Origin of the sequence: Haloarcula sp. H-GB4, assembly GCF_030848575.1 — an archaeon.
Taxonomy (GTDB): Archaea; Halobacteriota; Halobacteria; order Halobacteriales; family Haloarculaceae; genus Haloarcula.
Genome location: NZ_JAVDDX010000001.1, coordinates 1,198,428 through 1,212,231, shown reverse-complemented (window position 1 = coordinate 1,212,231; position 13,804 = coordinate 1,198,428). Strand labels below are relative to the sequence as shown.

Genomic DNA, 13,804 nt, shown 5'->3' with positions numbered 1-13,804 from the left:
CGCTATCCGTGTTGGAATAAAGAACCCTTCGCTTGCGGGCGACGAAGGTTTAGATAGGATGGGGACCAACAAGCTGGTATGTACCGCGCCAGCGACCGAATCGAGCACGATGAGTGGCTCTCCGACATCGAGGCGGCATCGGACAGGCTCGACCTCGGGACGACGGCGCGGTCCCACGCGGTTGACCTGTTCCTCTCGACAATTCCCGAAGAGGACCGGTCCAAACAGGCGACAATGGCGGCCAGTGTGTACGTCGGTGCGCTGGTCGCCGGTGAAGAGCGGTCACAGTCGGCCGTCGCGGAGGCGACGGACGTCTCTAGGTTAACGATTCAGCAGCGCTGGAAGGACCTGCTGGAGACAGCCGGGCTGGAAGCGCCGGGCTGGTAGCTACGAAATGTTCTGGCGGCCGGTGCGATTGGGCGTGAGATTCCCGTGTTCGTCGATTTCGCCCTCAACGATCCGGGTCGAAGAAATGATGTCGCCGTCCTCGGCACGGACGTGCGGGACGACTTCGATTTCGAGCGGGTCGTGGCCTCGCTCCTCGCGGATCTCGTTGATGCGGCGACCGCCAGTTTCCGTCTCGGGCGAGACGACGAGCGTGTCGAACTGCGACTCCGTAGCGATGCCGGTCGGCTCGGTGAGTTCTCGGACCTGCCACTCGCGCTCTTGCTCGGCGGCGAGCGTCGCGAGTTCGTCGGCGAGTGCGGATTGCCGTTCGCTGAACGGGCGAACGTGGCGCTGGTCGTGGCGCGTCTTCGGCGCGAGGTCGTCGCTGGTGAGGCCAACTGTCACGTCCCCGAGTTCGAATGCGCGTTCGAACAGCGCGCGGTGTCCGTCATGAATCGGGTCGAACGTTCCCCCCAGCGCGACATTCATATCCCGGGCAACGGCACGGGTAGGTTTAGTAATATCGACTTGCGAAACAGCCTGCTGGAGCCGGGTTTGATTATACGTCAGCGTCGTCTTCGTCCTCGGACTCGTCTCCTTCGTCACCAGTTTGGTCGCTTGCGTCGGCGTCGGCCGCGCCGTCGTTCGCATCTTCGACCGAAATTGTCACCGGCTCATCGTCGGGTTCCAGCGTCGTCTCGCCGCCGATGTGATCGTCGAGGTTGAACACCGTGTTCAGTTCCGACTGGATGTCACCGACGATAGTGTTGACGAGGTCGCTCGGCGGAATAGCGCTGTACTCGTAGGGGTTGTTGCCCGCGCCGTCACTCTCACGTTTCTGGCGGGTCACGACCTCTTCTTCGGTGAGTGCCGCTAGGGCCTCGCGGACAGTGCTCGGATACAGGCCGGTCCCTTCGGCTATCTCCTCACTGGTGCTTTCGGGTTGCTGTCGCAAGTGGACGTAGATCCGCGCCCGCGTTTCCGTGTCGAGGACCCACGCCAGCAGGTCGACGATCCCTTCGTCGAACTGCTCGACCGCGCGGTCTGCCTCCTGCTCGATTCGGTCCCGGACATCGTCTGTGTCCTCAAGATCGTCGTGGTCGTCGTCGTTTGCGGACATGCGTTGTCTCTGTGAGGACAAAAGCTATAGCTGGATAAAAACCCTTGGCCCCGACTCTCCAGTCGTTACACGGAACCAATCAGTTCCGGCCCCAGACGACAGTCCAGATCAGGACAGTTGCAGTGAGTCTGCGAGCGCCATGACCCCATCTTCCGACCGAAGCCGGCGCTGTCGCTCGGCGCCGCTTTCGCGCTCGTACAGCTCCCACAGCCCATCGATACCCAGGCGGTCGCTCTCGCTCTCGACCAGTTCCTTCACCGAACGCGTCGTCGAGAGGTCACGCGACAGTAGTTCGGCGGACTGGCCGTGGCGGATGGCACGCCACTTGTTCTCGTCAAGGAACTCCCGGCGGAGCCGTCGGCCGGACTCCCCGTCCTCGTAGCGTTCAGAGAGGTCAATGACGAGTTCGTGGACGTACTCAACGAAGGCCAGCACTCTGTCCGGGTCGGCCTGCCCGTCCGGGGCACGTACCTCGACAGTGCCGTGGCCGGAGTGGGGTCGCACGTCGAACCAGAGTTCGCCGCGGTCGTCGATGCTCCCCGTTTCGAGCATCCGCTGCTCGTAGGCTTCGAAGGCATCGTAATCGTCGAAAGTTGTCGGCATCCCGGTGTTGGGCAGGGCCTCGAAGATTTTTCCGCGGGCGGACTGCAGCCCGGTGTCGAAGCCGTTCCAGTACGGGGAGTTGGCCGACAGCGCAAGCATCAGTGGGAGATGCCAGCGGAGTTCGTTCGCCACCCAGACGGCTTTGTCGGCGTCGTCGACACCGACGTGGACATGCAGTCCCGCGGTCGTGTTGCGATGCTGTGGGTACTGAATACGGTCCAGCTGTGACTTGTATCGGGGCTTCTCGGCGTGTTCGAGTTCGCGCCACTTCGCCAGCGGGTGCAGGCCCGCAGCGGCGATACCGAACCCGTTCGCTTCGGCGTGGTCGACCAGCGCGTCCCGGACTGACCGGAGGTGGTCACCGGCGTCCGCCGGGTCGTCGATACGCGGCGTCTGCGTCTCGATAACACACTTGAACAGTTCGTGGTCGAGCCGCCCGTCGAGAACCGCTGGTGGCTCCGTCTCGTAGACGAGTTCGTCCGTGCCAGACGTTGGGCGACCAAACTCGTCAACGACGTAGAACTCTTCTTCGATGCCGAGCGTCCCCATCCGGGTAAAATGCTCGGCAGAACCCGTCGCGTCCATTAATCAGCACATCGGAACCGACCCGCTAAAGCCTTCCGTCCCCGCCCGCTCAGCCCGCACAACTGTATTCCATCTTACAGCGAATTGCGTGAGGAAGAGGTTCCGCATCAGTCTTCGCGGGGCCGGGCAACGATCCCGAGATGGTCCTCGTGATACGGGTCCAGCCGCGCCGTCTCCAGCAGTTCGTACTCCGCTTCGAGTTCCGAACGCACGCTGTCGAACACGGCGTCGGGGTCGGCGGTCACGTCCTCGCTCCGGGCTTTGATAGCCGCGAGGAGCCGGCCGTCGTCGGCCAGGAACTGTTTGTTGAGCGTCGCCACCCGGGCCTGCCCTCTGGTCGCCACGTCCTGCACGACCACGTCGACCGGTTCGACGACGTGGGCGTAGCTCTCGGGCTTGCGTGCGTCCTTGAGCAACGGAAAGAGGTTTCGTCGGCTCTCCGCGGCGTCCAGCAGTTCTCGCACCGGCCGGGGCGCGAACTCGACGGCGTAGGTCGGCCCGCCGAAATCAGCGACGTGGCTCACGGTCGTCCCGGCCGCCGCGCCGAGGTACAGTACGGTCTCGCCCCCGTCGAGGCCGGTATCCATTCCGTGTGCAAGCATCGCTCCGAGCTTCGAGCGGTGGGGGTCCCACCGCCGCCAGTCACCGTCCGTCCGCTCGCCGTACACTGGCTGTCCCTGTGTGGCGAGGCTCGTCTCACCGCCGAAGTCGTGGCGCTCGACGCCGGTCGGGAGCGTCATTCGTCGTCCCCCTCCTCGGCCCGTGCCTGAATCCGCTCAATACGCTCGTCGAGCTCCGCCTGCAGGTCTGGCCGGCGGTCGCCGCTGTAGTGGTCGATGCGGGCGGCAATCGAGAGCTTCCCCGCAAGAGCCCGCGCAGCCGATCCACGGTCCTCGCGGCGGGTTCCGCTCACGTACTCGTGCGTGAAGATGACGCCGTGTTTCGGTGACGGAGCCGACCCCTTGAGGTGGGCAAAGAGCGCGTCTTCCGCGCCGAGGACCTGCACCGTCCCGCTCGGTTTCTTCGCCAGCGCTTCGAGGCCGCCAGCCAGTGAAATAAGCCGGGCCGCCAGCACCGGCCCGGCCAGCATCGAGAGGTTCGGCGCGACGGCTGGCGCGGTCCGCTCGATGTACGCCCGGAGTGAGTCAGCCTCGTCGGCCAGCGCGGCCGTCTGCTCGGCAAGCGACCGGAGCGCGCGGTCCCCCTCGTCCTCGCCGTCTCGGTCGGCCAGCGAGCGAGCGTACTCGACGCCGCTACCGCTATCGCCGTGTCGGCTCCCACCCCATTCGGCGACCCGTTCGGCGAGTTCGTTCGCTGTCCGTTCGCAGTCGGCCATCGCCCGCACTGCGTGGACGAGCTGCTGGTCGTCAGCACCCTCCTGTTCGGCGACCGCCGCGCTGGTGGCCGCCATTGTTATCTCGTGCAGGCGGTCATAGTAGGCCGCCTTGTCGTCGGCGAATCCTGCCTCGACGGCCTGCTGTGGCCAGTCCTCCGGCGTATCGGCTCGCCCGGCCTCTATCTGTTCGACAGCGGCCGCGTCGTCGTCCGGGTCCAGCCCGGCGAACCACCCGTTGCTCATAGCCGTGTGTGCACGCCCGATGCGAAAAAGTGACCCGGTTAGCGTCTGTAAAACGCGTCTGATTGTGCTTTCGATCCGGCCTCAGCGCATCCCTGGCGGCGGACCGCGGTCCCGTGGGTCATCGTCATCGCCGTCCTCTTCGAGGTCGATACCCGCCTCCTTGCGGCGGCGAATCACCGCCTGTAGCTGTCGGTAGTAGTACACAGTCCCAACCACGCCGATCACGATGGCGATAGCAGACAGGCCGCCGAACAGCCATAGGTCGCGGTCGAGGTAGTACCGGACGACGATCTGGTCAGAGGTCACCTCGTCCCAGCGAATGACCTGCTGGCCATCGACAGTCTCCGACTCGTAGCCACCCGGACTGATCCGCGAGAGGAACGGAATCCCGGCCCCGGTGTTGGGCGGGAGTACGACCGTGTACGACCCGTCTTCGACGAGCGTCGGGGAGGCAAAGCGCTTGCCGGTCCGCGCGACCGAGTAGCCCACCTTCCCGGAGACGTTCCCGGAGAGATTGACAGTCGTTCGCTGGCGGCTCTCTGAGGCGCTCAGCGAAGATTCGTTGGCGCTAACCACAGTCCCGTTCTCGTATCGGAACCGAAGCGCACTGATGGGGACGCTCCGCTCGCGCCCGAGGCCGTCGACGGTGTACACGTCGAACGTCGTCTCGTTTTCGACGGCATAGACGGCAGTGTATTTCGATTCCTTGATGACGATTGTCCCGTCAGCTGAGGTGTTCCAGTCGTAGCTCGCGTTCTCGTTCAGCCGCTCCGGGTCGACCTCTTCCGAGCCGAAGAAGCCGCTACAGCCCGAAAGGGCGACCAGTGCGAGAACGGCGACCAACAGGAGGTGGCGGCGTTTCATAGCTCGAAATCAGGGCACGATTGCCAGCAGCTCTGACGGCATGTACTGCCCGATGTCGGCGAGCAGCCCCGGCGGGTCGGTGTCCGGGTTGCAGATAATGCTCTGTTCTAACAGGCCGATACGCTCGACTGTGACGATATCCTGTGCGTGACCGGCGCGGTTGACCGTCGCACGCGCTTCCGAGCGTGTCACGCTGTTTGCGTTGATGCGGCCGTTGTTGCCACGGGTCCACTCGTAGAGGCGGTCCTGCTCGACCTCTGCAAGGCTTGCAGGGTCGCCGGCGACGAACCGGAGCGGAAGGTGCTGGACCAGTCCGAACCGTTTCCGGATCTGTGACGGCGTCCCCTGCCCGAGACCGAGCTCATCGGCCGGAATCCGGACCGTCTGACCGAAGCCGACATCGAGGACGAAGCCGTCCTCGTCCCAGCTATCGAGTGTGCCAACGTACGTCTCGCCGTCTTCGTGGTCGGCGACCAGCTCGCCGAATTCTTCACGGAGGAGGTTCTTCGCGACGGTCTCGTCCGGGCCGTCGAGGGTCACCGTCGGGAAGTCGTCGTCACGAAGGCCGATGTCGTACGCCACGTCGAGGTCGCCGAGTTCGTTGCCGACCATCGAACGAAGTCCGTCGAGCGTACGGTCCCGGGCGTCGCCGGCGACGTACACTTTTGTACCGAGAACGACCATCAGGCTTCCACGTCCACATCAGCGTTCAGTTCGTCTCTGAGCTCTTCGATACGGTTCTCCATTGCAGTGACGAGACGGGTGTTCTCCATCGTCTCGACCTGATTACCACATTCGGGGCAGTCGAAGCCGAACTCCATCGCCTCGCCGAATTCGAAGCGGATACCGCAGTGCTCACAGAGGTAGAACTCGTTTTCCCGCTCGTACTCGCGACGTTCTTCAAGGCCGTCAAGCAGGCGGTGCATCTCCTCTTGCAGTTGTTCGGGGATCTTCTCGTACTGGAACGTCCAGAGGTACGTGAGCCACCCGGAATCCTCGTCGCGGAGCCGACGATAGGTCGCGAGGTCGTTCTCGTAGAGAATAAACAGCGCTCGGCGGACATCGTTCAGTTCGAGCCCGAGCTCCTCGGCCAGTTCCTCGTCGGTCACTTCGCCGTCCGGCGGCGCGGCGGCGACCGGCATCCCTTTCGGTCCGACCAGCTCGTGGAGGTACTTCTGTATGACGGGGTCCTCCAAGAGTTCCTCAAAAGCCATTACCCGAACATCCGGGAGTCATGTGGTTAAAACCATCGGGTCGTCCTCTCCTGAACGCTGCCACAGAGGCCGGGACCACGCTGCTGTTCGGACGGACTCGTTGTGCCTGCAGGCGCACAGCAACAACGGCGGACAGCAGTCTCTTTTTGCGACTACCGTCAGCGTAGTTCGTCGCTACAACTCACAAACCCCGCTATTCGATTTTTTCGACTGGCGTCCGACAGGAGGAGCAGGTCTCTTTATCAATAGCGACGAAGACGGAGTCACAGGACGGACACTCGTAGAGATTCGATTCAGGTTCGTCGGCCGTGCCCGCGCCGTCATTGCCGGCGGAGCCAGCCCGAACACGGTTATCCGTCACTGAACCGGCCTCTGGTCCGTTGTCTGACTGCCCCTTCCCACCCGAGAGTACATCCGAAACGGATTTTTTGATTTTGTCTAGCATCACGAGTTGCTGGAGAATAGTAGTCATTTGAATTACTTTAACAGCTGTGGTTTTCAGGACACGGACAGTTCCAGACGACCGTCTTCACTGGCGAACAGTCAGAGGTTGGCAAGCGGTCGCGGTGATGTCTGTTCGTATTCGATGACATCGAACCCGTCGTGGGCCTCCCGGGACAGTTCTGTCCACTCCGCGCCCAGATCAGGGAAATACCGGTCGCCCTCGTTGCGCTCGTGGATACGGCTGAGGAAAACTCGGCCGGCGAACGGGAGGAACAGGTCGTACACTGCCTCGCCGCCGATGACATAGGTGACTGGTGGCGAGTTGGCTGCTTCGGCGCTGTCGCCAGCGAACGCCTCGGTCGCACCGGCGCGGGCGGCTGCTTCGACACCTATCTGGGGTGTCGTAGCGTACTCAACTGTCTCTGAATCGGCGGTCCGGCTGTCGTCGGTCGTCAGGACGACGGTGTAGCAGTCTGTGAGCGGGTCCATCGAATCGAATGTTCGTCGGCCAAGGATGACCGGGTGGCCGGCGATCCGGTCCTTGTACTGGCGCACGTCCTCGGGATAGTGCCAGGGAACGCCGCCATCTAGGCCAATGACGTTGTTTTCATCTGCGGCGACCACGAGTACCAGTTCAGTGTCGGGTATCATCGTCATTTGTATCCAAGCGCCTCCAGTCGGTCGTCGAGGTCCTCGGCAAACTGCGTGTCAGACGCGTCTTCGAACTCGGTGTAGCCGTCAAGTGGCGTCGCGATATCCACATCGGCGTACCGATCGCTGTTGAAATGGTTCCGGACGACGGCGGCGGCGATATCGCTGTCCTCAACCGTGCCGCCACAGCCCTTGATAACGGATTCGTAGGCACTGTTGCCCCATGCCGCCCGTTTTCGCACCTCATTGCCGGGCCGGTCGTGGTAGACCAGTCGGGCGTGCTTTGCGAACGGGGCAGCGTCGCCACAGACCCGTTCGGCCTCCTCACGCATCGCTGGACCGATGGGGGCCTGTGACGCGACGACGGTCCCGTTTGGCGAGGCAAACGCCGGACCGTCCGCGTTACTTTCGTCGAGCGCTATCGCGCGGACGGCGTCGGGGAACCGGCTGAGCGTCGCCAGATCGGTGATGCGGTGTCCCTCCCGCTGGCCGGGAGCACGGACGACGAGCGGGACGTGATACATCGTCTCGTGAGTCCCGATACGGTGGCTGACAGCTGGCGGTTCCTCGGGAATCGCTGTCGGTTCGCCAAAGCCCTCGCCGTGGTCGCCAGCGAAAACGACCAGTGTGTCATCGAGGACGCCCTGTTCGTCCAGTCCGCGGATCAGGGTCTCGAAGATGGCGTCGGCCTGCCGGACTGCACCGTGGTATATCTGTTCGAGAATGCTGGCGAAGCCAAGCGAGAGGTTCCCCGAAAGGAACTCCCAGTGCCACTTGAACCCCATCGACTCCTGCATGTCGCGGGAGCGCTCGTCGCTCCACTCGTCGTACTCGGCGAGTGGCTCGTATGGGCGGTGGGTGTCCATCAGGTTGATGCAGGCGGCCCACTCGCCCTCCCGCTCGGAAATCCACTCTAGCGTCCGGTCAGCGTACCAGAAGCCGTTGGGCCAGTCGCCTAGCGAGCCATTGGTCTCGTAAGCCGAATCGTACTGTTCAGGCGATCCGACGGCCGTCTGAAACACTTCGTCAAGCCCTGATTCGTGGTCCGTCAGGAACGGGTTATCGGAGAACAACCCCGTGTCATAGTCTGCTTCAGCCAGTTCCTCGAAGATTGTGTGGCCGGCGTCGAGTCTAGCGGTGTGGTCGACGCCGTGTTCGTGGGTCTCGTGGCCCGTGAACATGCTGACGTGGCTGGGGACGGTCCAGTTGCTCGGGCTGCGAGCCTGCGTGTACACCGTCGCCTCCTCGGCGAAAGCGTCGAGAAAGGGCGTCGTCTCACGGCGATAGCCCAGCACGGAGGTGCTCCGGGCGCGGAGACTGTCAGCGACGACGAGCAACACGTTATGACGCGACATCTGAGCGTGAGTTAGCGTCGAGCGATAAAAGGTCCGCGGCACAACTGCGTGGGCATCACTCCTCGCCGGGGTCGACGACTCGCTTGCCGGTTTCCTGCGGGACGACTACCCGGTCGGGGTTCTCCCAGTCGCGGTCCAGTTCCCGGCCCTCAAACAGGTGGTCGAGGAAGACGGCCAGCGAAGCGACCTCGGAGTGTGGCTGGTTGGTGACGCCGACGTTCCAGTCGGCGTGCTCGTACACCTCGAAGGGGACTTTCTCCGCGCCGACGACGACCAGCAGCGGTTCCGCTGTGTGGGCCTCTCGAACGCCGGCCTCAACCTCTTGGACCGGCTCGCCGTACATCGTCAGGTGGACGACGCGACCCTCGAAATCACGGATGAGCCGCTTTGGCTCTTCTGTCGAGGCCACGTCGAAAGGACCACCAAACCGGTCGGTGATGTCGATGACGGTATCTGCCTGATTGCGGGCGGCGTTGGCCAGCACGACTTTGTCAGCCCCGAGCGCGCGTGCGGTCAGTCCAACGTGGGTCGTCATCCGCTCGTCCCGGCCGGGCCGGTGGCCCAGTCGGAGCACCGTCACCTGCGGGGAGTCCTTCATCCGTCGCTCCGTGCGGCTTCGATAGCTGACTGGACCGGCTCGTAGGCGACCTCGCTCCACTCGACCTGCTCGTCGTTCACGAACACGGTTGGCGTCCCCCGAACGCCGCGGTCGGTACCTGCATCACGGTCACCGGAAACTGTCGGGCGATACAGTTCCCCCGTCGCGGCCGCTCGAACAGTCTCACCGTCGACGTCCAGTCCCTCCGTCAGTTCGGCGTAGGTATCCGGCCCCAGCTGGTTCTGGTTCGCGAACAGGCGCTCGGAGTATGTGAAGAAGGCCTCCGCGCCGACGTTGTCCTGCACGGCGCGCGCAGCGCTTGCGGCCTGCCACGAGACCTCCTCGTTGACCGGAATCGGGAAGTCGTGGAACTCGTAGCGGATCGCTCCATCGTCCAGGTAGTCTTCCTGAACCTTCGGATAGACGGACTCCGAGTAAGTCGCACAGTGTGGACAGGCGTAGTCTTCGTACACCGCAACCGTAACGTCGGCCTCGGGGTCGCCCGCGACCGGTGTCGAGAGCGGCTGGCCCGGAGCGGGCGTTGCCGTCTCCGTTCCAGCAGTCTCCGTTTCGGCCGACTCAGAACCGCCGCCGGCACATCCGGCTAGCGCGCCGAGCGCAACAGTTGTCGCCGAGAGAACGCTACGGCGAGTGAATCGGGTCATAACCGACTCTCACAGGGGAAGCTATAAAACGACGTTGTCATCTGTTACGTGGCTACCGACGCCACCGGAATCGGCCGCGACCACAACGTTTTTTCTCGCCTGGGAAGCATCGCACCTATGGACGTATCAGAGAAGCGAATAGTCGTCACCGGCGGGGCGGGCTTTATCGGGTCGCATCTGGTCGAGCGCCTCGCTCCGGACAACGACGTCGTCGTCGTCGATAACGAAGCGAACGGGCAGTCCGAGTGGGTCCATGCGGGCGCAACCTATCTGGATGGTGACCTCACCGACCCCGACGTCGTCGCTGAGGCTATCACAAGCGATGTCGACCTCGTCGTTCACCTCGCGGCGTCGAAGCTGGTCGACACGGACACCCCTCGCCGCCAGTTCGAGGACAACAGCGACATCACCTACAACATCCTCGAACGGATGCAGGAAGCCGGCGTCGAAAACCTCGTGTTTACGTCGTCGTCCACGGTATACGGCGAAGCGCCGCGGCCGACGCCGGAAGACTACGCGCCGCTTGAGCCCATCAGCGTCTACGGCGCGACAAAACTCGCCGAGGAATCGCTCGTCTCGACGTACGCCCACAGCCACGACATCCAGTCGTGGGTGTTCCGGTTTGCGAACATTGTCGGCCCGCGCCTGCGCGGCGCCGTCATTCCCGACTTCATCGAGAAACTCACCGAGGACCCGTCGACGCTGACAATTCTCGGCGATGGCCGTCAGGAGAAGTCCTATATGCATATCTCCGAGTGTATCGACGCGATGCTGTTCGCCGTCGAACACGCTGACAAGGACCACAACGTGTTCAATCTCGGCACGCGGACGACCACATCGGTCGACCGCATCGCCAGCATCGTCGCCGAAGAGATGGATATCGACCCCGAGTACGAGTACACCGGTGGTGACCGCGGCTGGACCGGCGACGTACCGCGAATGCGCCTCTCCGTCGACAAGCTCTCGGCGCTCGGCTGGGAACCCGAACAGTCAAGCGATGACGCCGTGCGGCAGTCGACCCGCGAACTGCTCGAAGAACTCTAAGGGCGGACTTAGACCGGGTACGTGCCGTTCAGCTGTGCTTTTTCGACGACGTGGCCGCTGGCCGCGTCGTACACGTCATCCTTGTCTGCCGCCGGGGAGAGATCGAGCGTCGTGTCTAGCGCGTACAGGAGGAATCGATACGTGTGCTCTCGGTCCGGTGGATTCGGACCACCCCAGCCGACCTCTCCGAAGTCGTTCTGTCCCTCTGTGGCCTCGTCGGCTGTCCACCCCTCCGGAATCCGCCCGATATCCGGTGGAATGTCCCAGATGAGCCAGTGGTCCCACACTTTCCCGGCCGGCTTTTTGACATCCGGGTCGTCGACAATGAGGAGGAGCGACGATGCGTCCGACGGGACGTTTTCGATTTCTAGCGGTGGGTTCGTGTTTGCCGCCGAGTAGCCGTGGTCCTCGGGGATACGGTCGCCGTCGTCGAAGGCCGGACTCCGAAGCTGTAGGTCTGCCATGTGCTGGTATTTGACAGACAAACACAAAAACATCGTCCCGGCAGCCATTTGCGGCTCCGCGCCGAACCGCCGGACGTGCAGGTCGTGGGCTACCATGCGCGGGTCGACGAACACGCCGCGCTCCTGTTGGCCGAGGACGGGAGCGTCACTACCGAGCGACTGGACCCCGACACGGAACTTTCCTACACGCTCGGCGAGCGCCACTGTGCTGGCGCGGTCGACGGCGACCGACATTTTCACTGCGACAATGACTCCGCGCCGTACTGTCCGGAACACACCGATATCTGGCCGTGTGCCCGCTGTACCGGTGACTGCAACAAGCCCCTCGACACCTGCGATGAGGAACACGCGGTGTACCTGGCAGCGTTCGCGCCGGATGTCATCAAGGTCGGGGTCACCCGCTCCTGGCGGCTGGAGACGCGGCTCCGTGAGCAAGGGGCCGACAGGGCCGCCCACCTCCGAACCGTCGCCGACGGCCGTATCGCCCGGCAGATCGAGGCCGATATCGCTGTCGAGCTGGGGGACCGGGTCAGAGTCCCGACGAAGATATCGGGATTTGACCAGTCCGTCGACACGGACTGGTGGGCGTCACTCTGTGAGCGCTACGACCCGCTGGCGACCTACGACTTCGAGTACGACCTATCCCTTTCGGACCGTCCGATGGCCGAAACCCTGGCGACCGGGACTGTCCGGGGGACGAAGGGACGCGTCGTCGTGCTTGAGAACAACGGCAGCGTCTATGCCGTCGACCTCCGACAGCTCGTCGGCTACGAACTCACCGACGGCGGAACCGACCGCGACCTCCAGTCGAGCCTCGGCGCGTTCGGATAACACCGGCGACTGGCGTCGCTGTAATCCGTACTTGACAGTACAGAAGACATTTAAAGGCGGCTGTTGCCCATCCTCGTGTGCGACGTGAAACCCTCCTGACCGGTGGCATGGTCGTGGTCGTCCTGACCATGCTCATCGGTGCAACAGCGGTCCCCGGCGCGCTCTCCGAACCCGAGGATAACGTTCGCGAGAGCTATCTCGACCTCCGCGAGACGACCATCGAACCGGCGTCGGTCGACGGCCAGACAGTGACGCTCTCCATCGACGCCCGACTCTCGCACCGCGGCGGTCCTGCCGAGAACGTCACCGTCGAGACGCGGGCCATCGATGCGGACACCGGCCTCGTCGCAACGACGACGCGACAGTCGGTCGGCACAGTCGAAGGGGAACGAGAGGTATCGGTGCGGTCAAACATCACAGTCGAGCGAGCAGGCGGCTATCGGATAGACACGATCGTCTACGAGGACGGGAATCGGGTCGAGACCGGCCAGCAGTCAGTCCAGAACGTCGACGCGCTCACACCGGCGTACGCCCGCAGTACCGTGACGTTCCAGCGCTTCGAGAACGCCGGCGTCCCGCTCGATTCCATCACCTATCGGATTGACGGCGTCGCGGACAACCAGACGATGCTGAACGTCTCGGTGTACGTCACGAATGCCGGCAACAATCCGTCTAATGATCTCTCGCTCCGGCTCCGAGCACGGCAAGCTGACTCGAATGTTATCGCTGACGAGTCGACCGTGCGGGTCGGCCAGATTCGACCCGGCCGGACTGAGATCGTCAGAACCCAACTGACGGTGCCTGACGACTACAACTACTGGCTCGACGGGATGCTGCTTTCCGATGGCGTCATCGTCGGGACCGAGAGCTCCCCGGCGAACCTCCATCCGACAGAGCGTCTTCAGGAGAACGAAACCAGACAACAGGTCGGCTTCCAATCCAGCGATTTCGAGCAAGACCGGCCGGAAGAGCAGGGGATGGACGAACCACAGCAGACGGCATCTGGGCAGGGGCCCGGCTTCACAGCGTTGCTCGGACTGATTGCGGTCCTCGCAAGCGCCCTCCTCATCGCACGGAGACAGACCAATGAGTGACACCTCCAACACCGACGTAGTGGCACAGGACACCGGCGCGGAGACCAGCGACGCTGTCGGCGAGACCGATGACGACTCTGGTCCGACGATTGCCGTCTACGCGCAATGGGCAGTGTTTGCTATCCTCACACTCGTTGCGCTCATCGCGACACTGCAGTTCTACTTTTCCGCGTCGTCGGCGATTGATACGTTCGTCACCGACAGATATCGGCCGCTGTTCAACGCGGCGTTCAACCTCGCCGTGGTGCTTGGCTGCGGGCTGGGGCTCTCGGTACTGGTCCGACGGCTCGCCTGATACGCCCTGCC

Annotated in this window: 19 protein-coding genes; 5 read left to right on the top strand and 14 right to left on the bottom strand. The window is 63.4% G+C overall.

The annotated features are described in order from the left end of the window. Positions 1–78 precede the first annotated feature (78 nt). Positions 79–387 carry a transcription initiation factor IIB family protein gene (locus RBH20_RS06355; protein WP_306706640.1) on the top strand — a complete coding sequence of 103 codons (309 nt, stop codon included), beginning with the start codon at positions 79–81 and terminating at the stop codon, positions 385–387. Here RBH20_RS06355 and RBH20_RS06350 read toward each other — a convergent pair whose 3' ends face one another. The 13 genes from RBH20_RS06350 to RBH20_RS06290 all read right to left on the bottom strand — a co-directional run bounded on the left by RBH20_RS06350 (position 388) and on the right by RBH20_RS06290 (position 10,065). After that, the gene (locus RBH20_RS06350; RefSeq protein ID WP_005534408.1) at positions 388–876 is read right to left on the bottom strand and encodes a phosphopantetheine adenylyltransferase; all 489 of its coding nucleotides are present in this window, start codon (positions 874–876) and stop codon (positions 388–390) included. Between the two features lie 70 nt (positions 877–946). Continuing rightward, complete coding sequence (locus RBH20_RS06345; protein ID WP_306706637.1) at positions 947–1,507, bottom strand: winged helix-turn-helix domain-containing protein; 561 nt, start codon at positions 1,505–1,507, stop codon at positions 947–949. A 108-nt stretch (positions 1,508–1,615) separates the two neighbouring features. Continuing rightward, a complete protein-coding gene (locus RBH20_RS06340) occupies positions 1,616–2,695 on the bottom strand; it encodes a glutamate--cysteine ligase (protein WP_306706634.1) in 1,080 nt (359 codons plus the stop codon). Positions 2,696–2,802: 107 nt separating this feature from the next. Next, a complete protein-coding gene (locus RBH20_RS06335) occupies positions 2,803–3,435 on the bottom strand; it encodes a fibrillarin-like rRNA/tRNA 2'-O-methyltransferase (protein ID WP_306706632.1) in 633 nt (210 codons plus the stop codon). Further along, positions 3,432–4,274, bottom strand: coding sequence for an NOP5/NOP56 family protein (locus RBH20_RS06330; protein WP_306706630.1), 843 nt, complete (start codon positions 4,272–4,274; stop codon positions 3,432–3,434). The genes RBH20_RS06335 and RBH20_RS06330 overlap by 4 nt, the downstream gene beginning before the upstream one ends. An 81-nt stretch (positions 4,275–4,355) precedes the next feature. Next, positions 4,356–5,138 carry a DUF5803 family protein gene (locus tag RBH20_RS06325; RefSeq protein ID WP_306706628.1) on the bottom strand — a complete coding sequence of 261 codons (783 nt, stop codon included), beginning with the start codon at positions 5,136–5,138 and terminating at the stop codon, positions 4,356–4,358. 9 nt (positions 5,139–5,147) lie between these two features. Further along, positions 5,148–5,822, bottom strand: a complete 675-nt coding sequence (locus RBH20_RS06320) for a DUF2110 family protein (protein WP_306706626.1) — start codon at positions 5,820–5,822, stop codon at positions 5,148–5,150. Further along, positions 5,822–6,352: a transcription factor E gene (tfe, locus tag RBH20_RS06315; RefSeq protein WP_306706624.1), complete on the bottom strand. Its 531-nt coding sequence runs from the start codon at positions 6,350–6,352 to the stop codon at positions 5,822–5,824. The genes RBH20_RS06320 and tfe overlap by 1 nt, the downstream gene beginning before the upstream one ends. Before the next feature lie 193 nt (positions 6,353–6,545). Then, positions 6,546–6,824: a hypothetical protein gene (locus RBH20_RS06310; protein WP_306706622.1), complete on the bottom strand. Its 279-nt coding sequence runs from the start codon at positions 6,822–6,824 to the stop codon at positions 6,546–6,548. 71 nt (positions 6,825–6,895) lie between these two features. Beyond that, entirely contained in the window at positions 6,896–7,453 is a 558-nt protein-coding gene (locus RBH20_RS06305) for a dihydrofolate reductase (protein WP_306706620.1), read from the bottom strand. Next, on the bottom strand, positions 7,450–8,802 hold the full coding sequence (locus RBH20_RS06300; protein WP_306706619.1) for a sulfatase: 1,353 nt from the start codon (positions 8,800–8,802) through the stop codon (positions 7,450–7,452). Before RBH20_RS06300 ends, RBH20_RS06305 begins: the two co-directional genes overlap by 4 nt. 55 nt (positions 8,803–8,857) lie before the next feature. After that, on the bottom strand, positions 8,858–9,400 hold the full coding sequence (locus tag RBH20_RS06295; RefSeq protein WP_306706617.1) for a tRNA (cytidine(56)-2'-O)-methyltransferase: 543 nt from the start codon (positions 9,398–9,400) through the stop codon (positions 8,858–8,860). After that, the gene (locus RBH20_RS06290) at positions 9,397–10,065 is read right to left on the bottom strand and encodes a thioredoxin domain-containing protein (protein ID WP_306706615.1); all 669 of its coding nucleotides are present in this window, start codon (positions 10,063–10,065) and stop codon (positions 9,397–9,399) included. The genes RBH20_RS06295 and RBH20_RS06290 overlap by 4 nt, the downstream gene beginning before the upstream one ends. A gap of 117 nt (positions 10,066–10,182) precedes the next feature. Between RBH20_RS06290 and RBH20_RS06285 the strand changes: the two genes are divergently transcribed. Then, a complete protein-coding gene (locus RBH20_RS06285; protein WP_306706613.1) occupies positions 10,183–11,109 on the top strand; it encodes an NAD-dependent epimerase/dehydratase family protein in 927 nt (308 codons plus the stop codon). Positions 11,110–11,117: 8 nt separating this feature from the next. Here the strand turns inward: RBH20_RS06285 and RBH20_RS06280 are convergent, their stop codons facing one another. Beyond that, positions 11,118–11,573 (bottom strand): YbhB/YbcL family Raf kinase inhibitor-like protein, encoded by a 456-nt coding sequence (locus tag RBH20_RS06280; protein ID WP_306706611.1) that lies wholly within the window; start codon positions 11,571–11,573, stop codon positions 11,118–11,120. A gap of 48 nt (positions 11,574–11,621) precedes the next feature. Between RBH20_RS06280 and RBH20_RS06275 the strand changes: the two genes are divergently transcribed. The 3 genes from RBH20_RS06275 (at position 11,622) to RBH20_RS06265 (ending at position 13,793) form a co-directional block, all read left to right on the top strand. Beyond that, the gene (locus RBH20_RS06275) at positions 11,622–12,404 is read left to right on the top strand and encodes a DUF2797 domain-containing protein (RefSeq protein WP_306706609.1); all 783 of its coding nucleotides are present in this window, start codon (positions 11,622–11,624) and stop codon (positions 12,402–12,404) included. Between the two features lie 77 nt (positions 12,405–12,481). Further along, entirely contained in the window at positions 12,482–13,498 is a 1,017-nt protein-coding gene (locus RBH20_RS06270) for a PGF-CTERM sorting domain-containing protein (RefSeq protein WP_306706607.1), read from the top strand. After that, complete coding sequence (locus RBH20_RS06265; RefSeq protein ID WP_306706605.1) at positions 13,491–13,793, top strand: hypothetical protein; 303 nt, start codon at positions 13,491–13,493, stop codon at positions 13,791–13,793. Before RBH20_RS06270 ends, RBH20_RS06265 begins: the two co-directional genes overlap by 8 nt. Positions 13,794–13,804: the final 11 nt, after the last annotated feature.

Excerpts from the sequence above, each read along its gene's own strand:
- RBH20_RS06355 (WP_306706640.1), top strand. The coding sequence starts at position 79 with ATGTACCGCGCCAGCGACCGAATCGAGCACGATGAGTGGCTCTCCGAC.
- RBH20_RS06350 (WP_005534408.1), bottom strand. The coding sequence starts at position 876 with ATGAATGTCGCGCTGGGGGGAACGTTCGACCCGATTCATGACGGACAC.
- RBH20_RS06345 (WP_306706637.1), bottom strand. The coding sequence starts at position 1,507 with ATGTCCGCAAACGACGACGACCACGACGATCTTGAGGACACAGACGAT.
- RBH20_RS06340 (WP_306706634.1), bottom strand. The coding sequence starts at position 2,695 with ATGGACGCGACGGGTTCTGCCGAGCATTTTACCCGGATGGGGACGCTC.
- RBH20_RS06335 (WP_306706632.1), bottom strand. The coding sequence starts at position 3,435 with ATGACGCTCCCGACCGGCGTCGAGCGCCACGACTTCGGCGGTGAGACG.
- RBH20_RS06330 (WP_306706630.1), bottom strand. The coding sequence starts at position 4,274 with ATGAGCAACGGGTGGTTCGCCGGGCTGGACCCGGACGACGACGCGGCC.
- RBH20_RS06325 (WP_306706628.1), bottom strand. The coding sequence starts at position 5,138 with ATGAAACGCCGCCACCTCCTGTTGGTCGCCGTTCTCGCACTGGTCGCC.
- RBH20_RS06320 (WP_306706626.1), bottom strand. The coding sequence starts at position 5,822 with ATGGTCGTTCTCGGTACAAAAGTGTACGTCGCCGGCGACGCCCGGGAC.
- tfe (WP_306706624.1), bottom strand. The coding sequence starts at position 6,352 with ATGGCTTTTGAGGAACTCTTGGAGGACCCCGTCATACAGAAGTACCTC.
- RBH20_RS06310 (WP_306706622.1), bottom strand. The coding sequence starts at position 6,824 with ATGACTACTATTCTCCAGCAACTCGTGATGCTAGACAAAATCAAAAAA.
- RBH20_RS06305 (WP_306706620.1), bottom strand. The coding sequence starts at position 7,453 with ATGACGATGATACCCGACACTGAACTGGTACTCGTGGTCGCCGCAGAT.
- RBH20_RS06300 (WP_306706619.1), bottom strand. The coding sequence starts at position 8,802 with ATGTCGCGTCATAACGTGTTGCTCGTCGTCGCTGACAGTCTCCGCGCC.
- RBH20_RS06295 (WP_306706617.1), bottom strand. The coding sequence starts at position 9,400 with ATGAAGGACTCCCCGCAGGTGACGGTGCTCCGACTGGGCCACCGGCCC.
- RBH20_RS06290 (WP_306706615.1), bottom strand. The coding sequence starts at position 10,065 with ATGACCCGATTCACTCGCCGTAGCGTTCTCTCGGCGACAACTGTTGCG.
- RBH20_RS06285 (WP_306706613.1), top strand. The coding sequence starts at position 10,183 with ATGGACGTATCAGAGAAGCGAATAGTCGTCACCGGCGGGGCGGGCTTT.
- RBH20_RS06280 (WP_306706611.1), bottom strand. The coding sequence starts at position 11,573 with ATGGCAGACCTACAGCTTCGGAGTCCGGCCTTCGACGACGGCGACCGT.
- RBH20_RS06265 (WP_306706605.1), top strand. The coding sequence starts at position 13,491 with ATGAGTGACACCTCCAACACCGACGTAGTGGCACAGGACACCGGCGCG.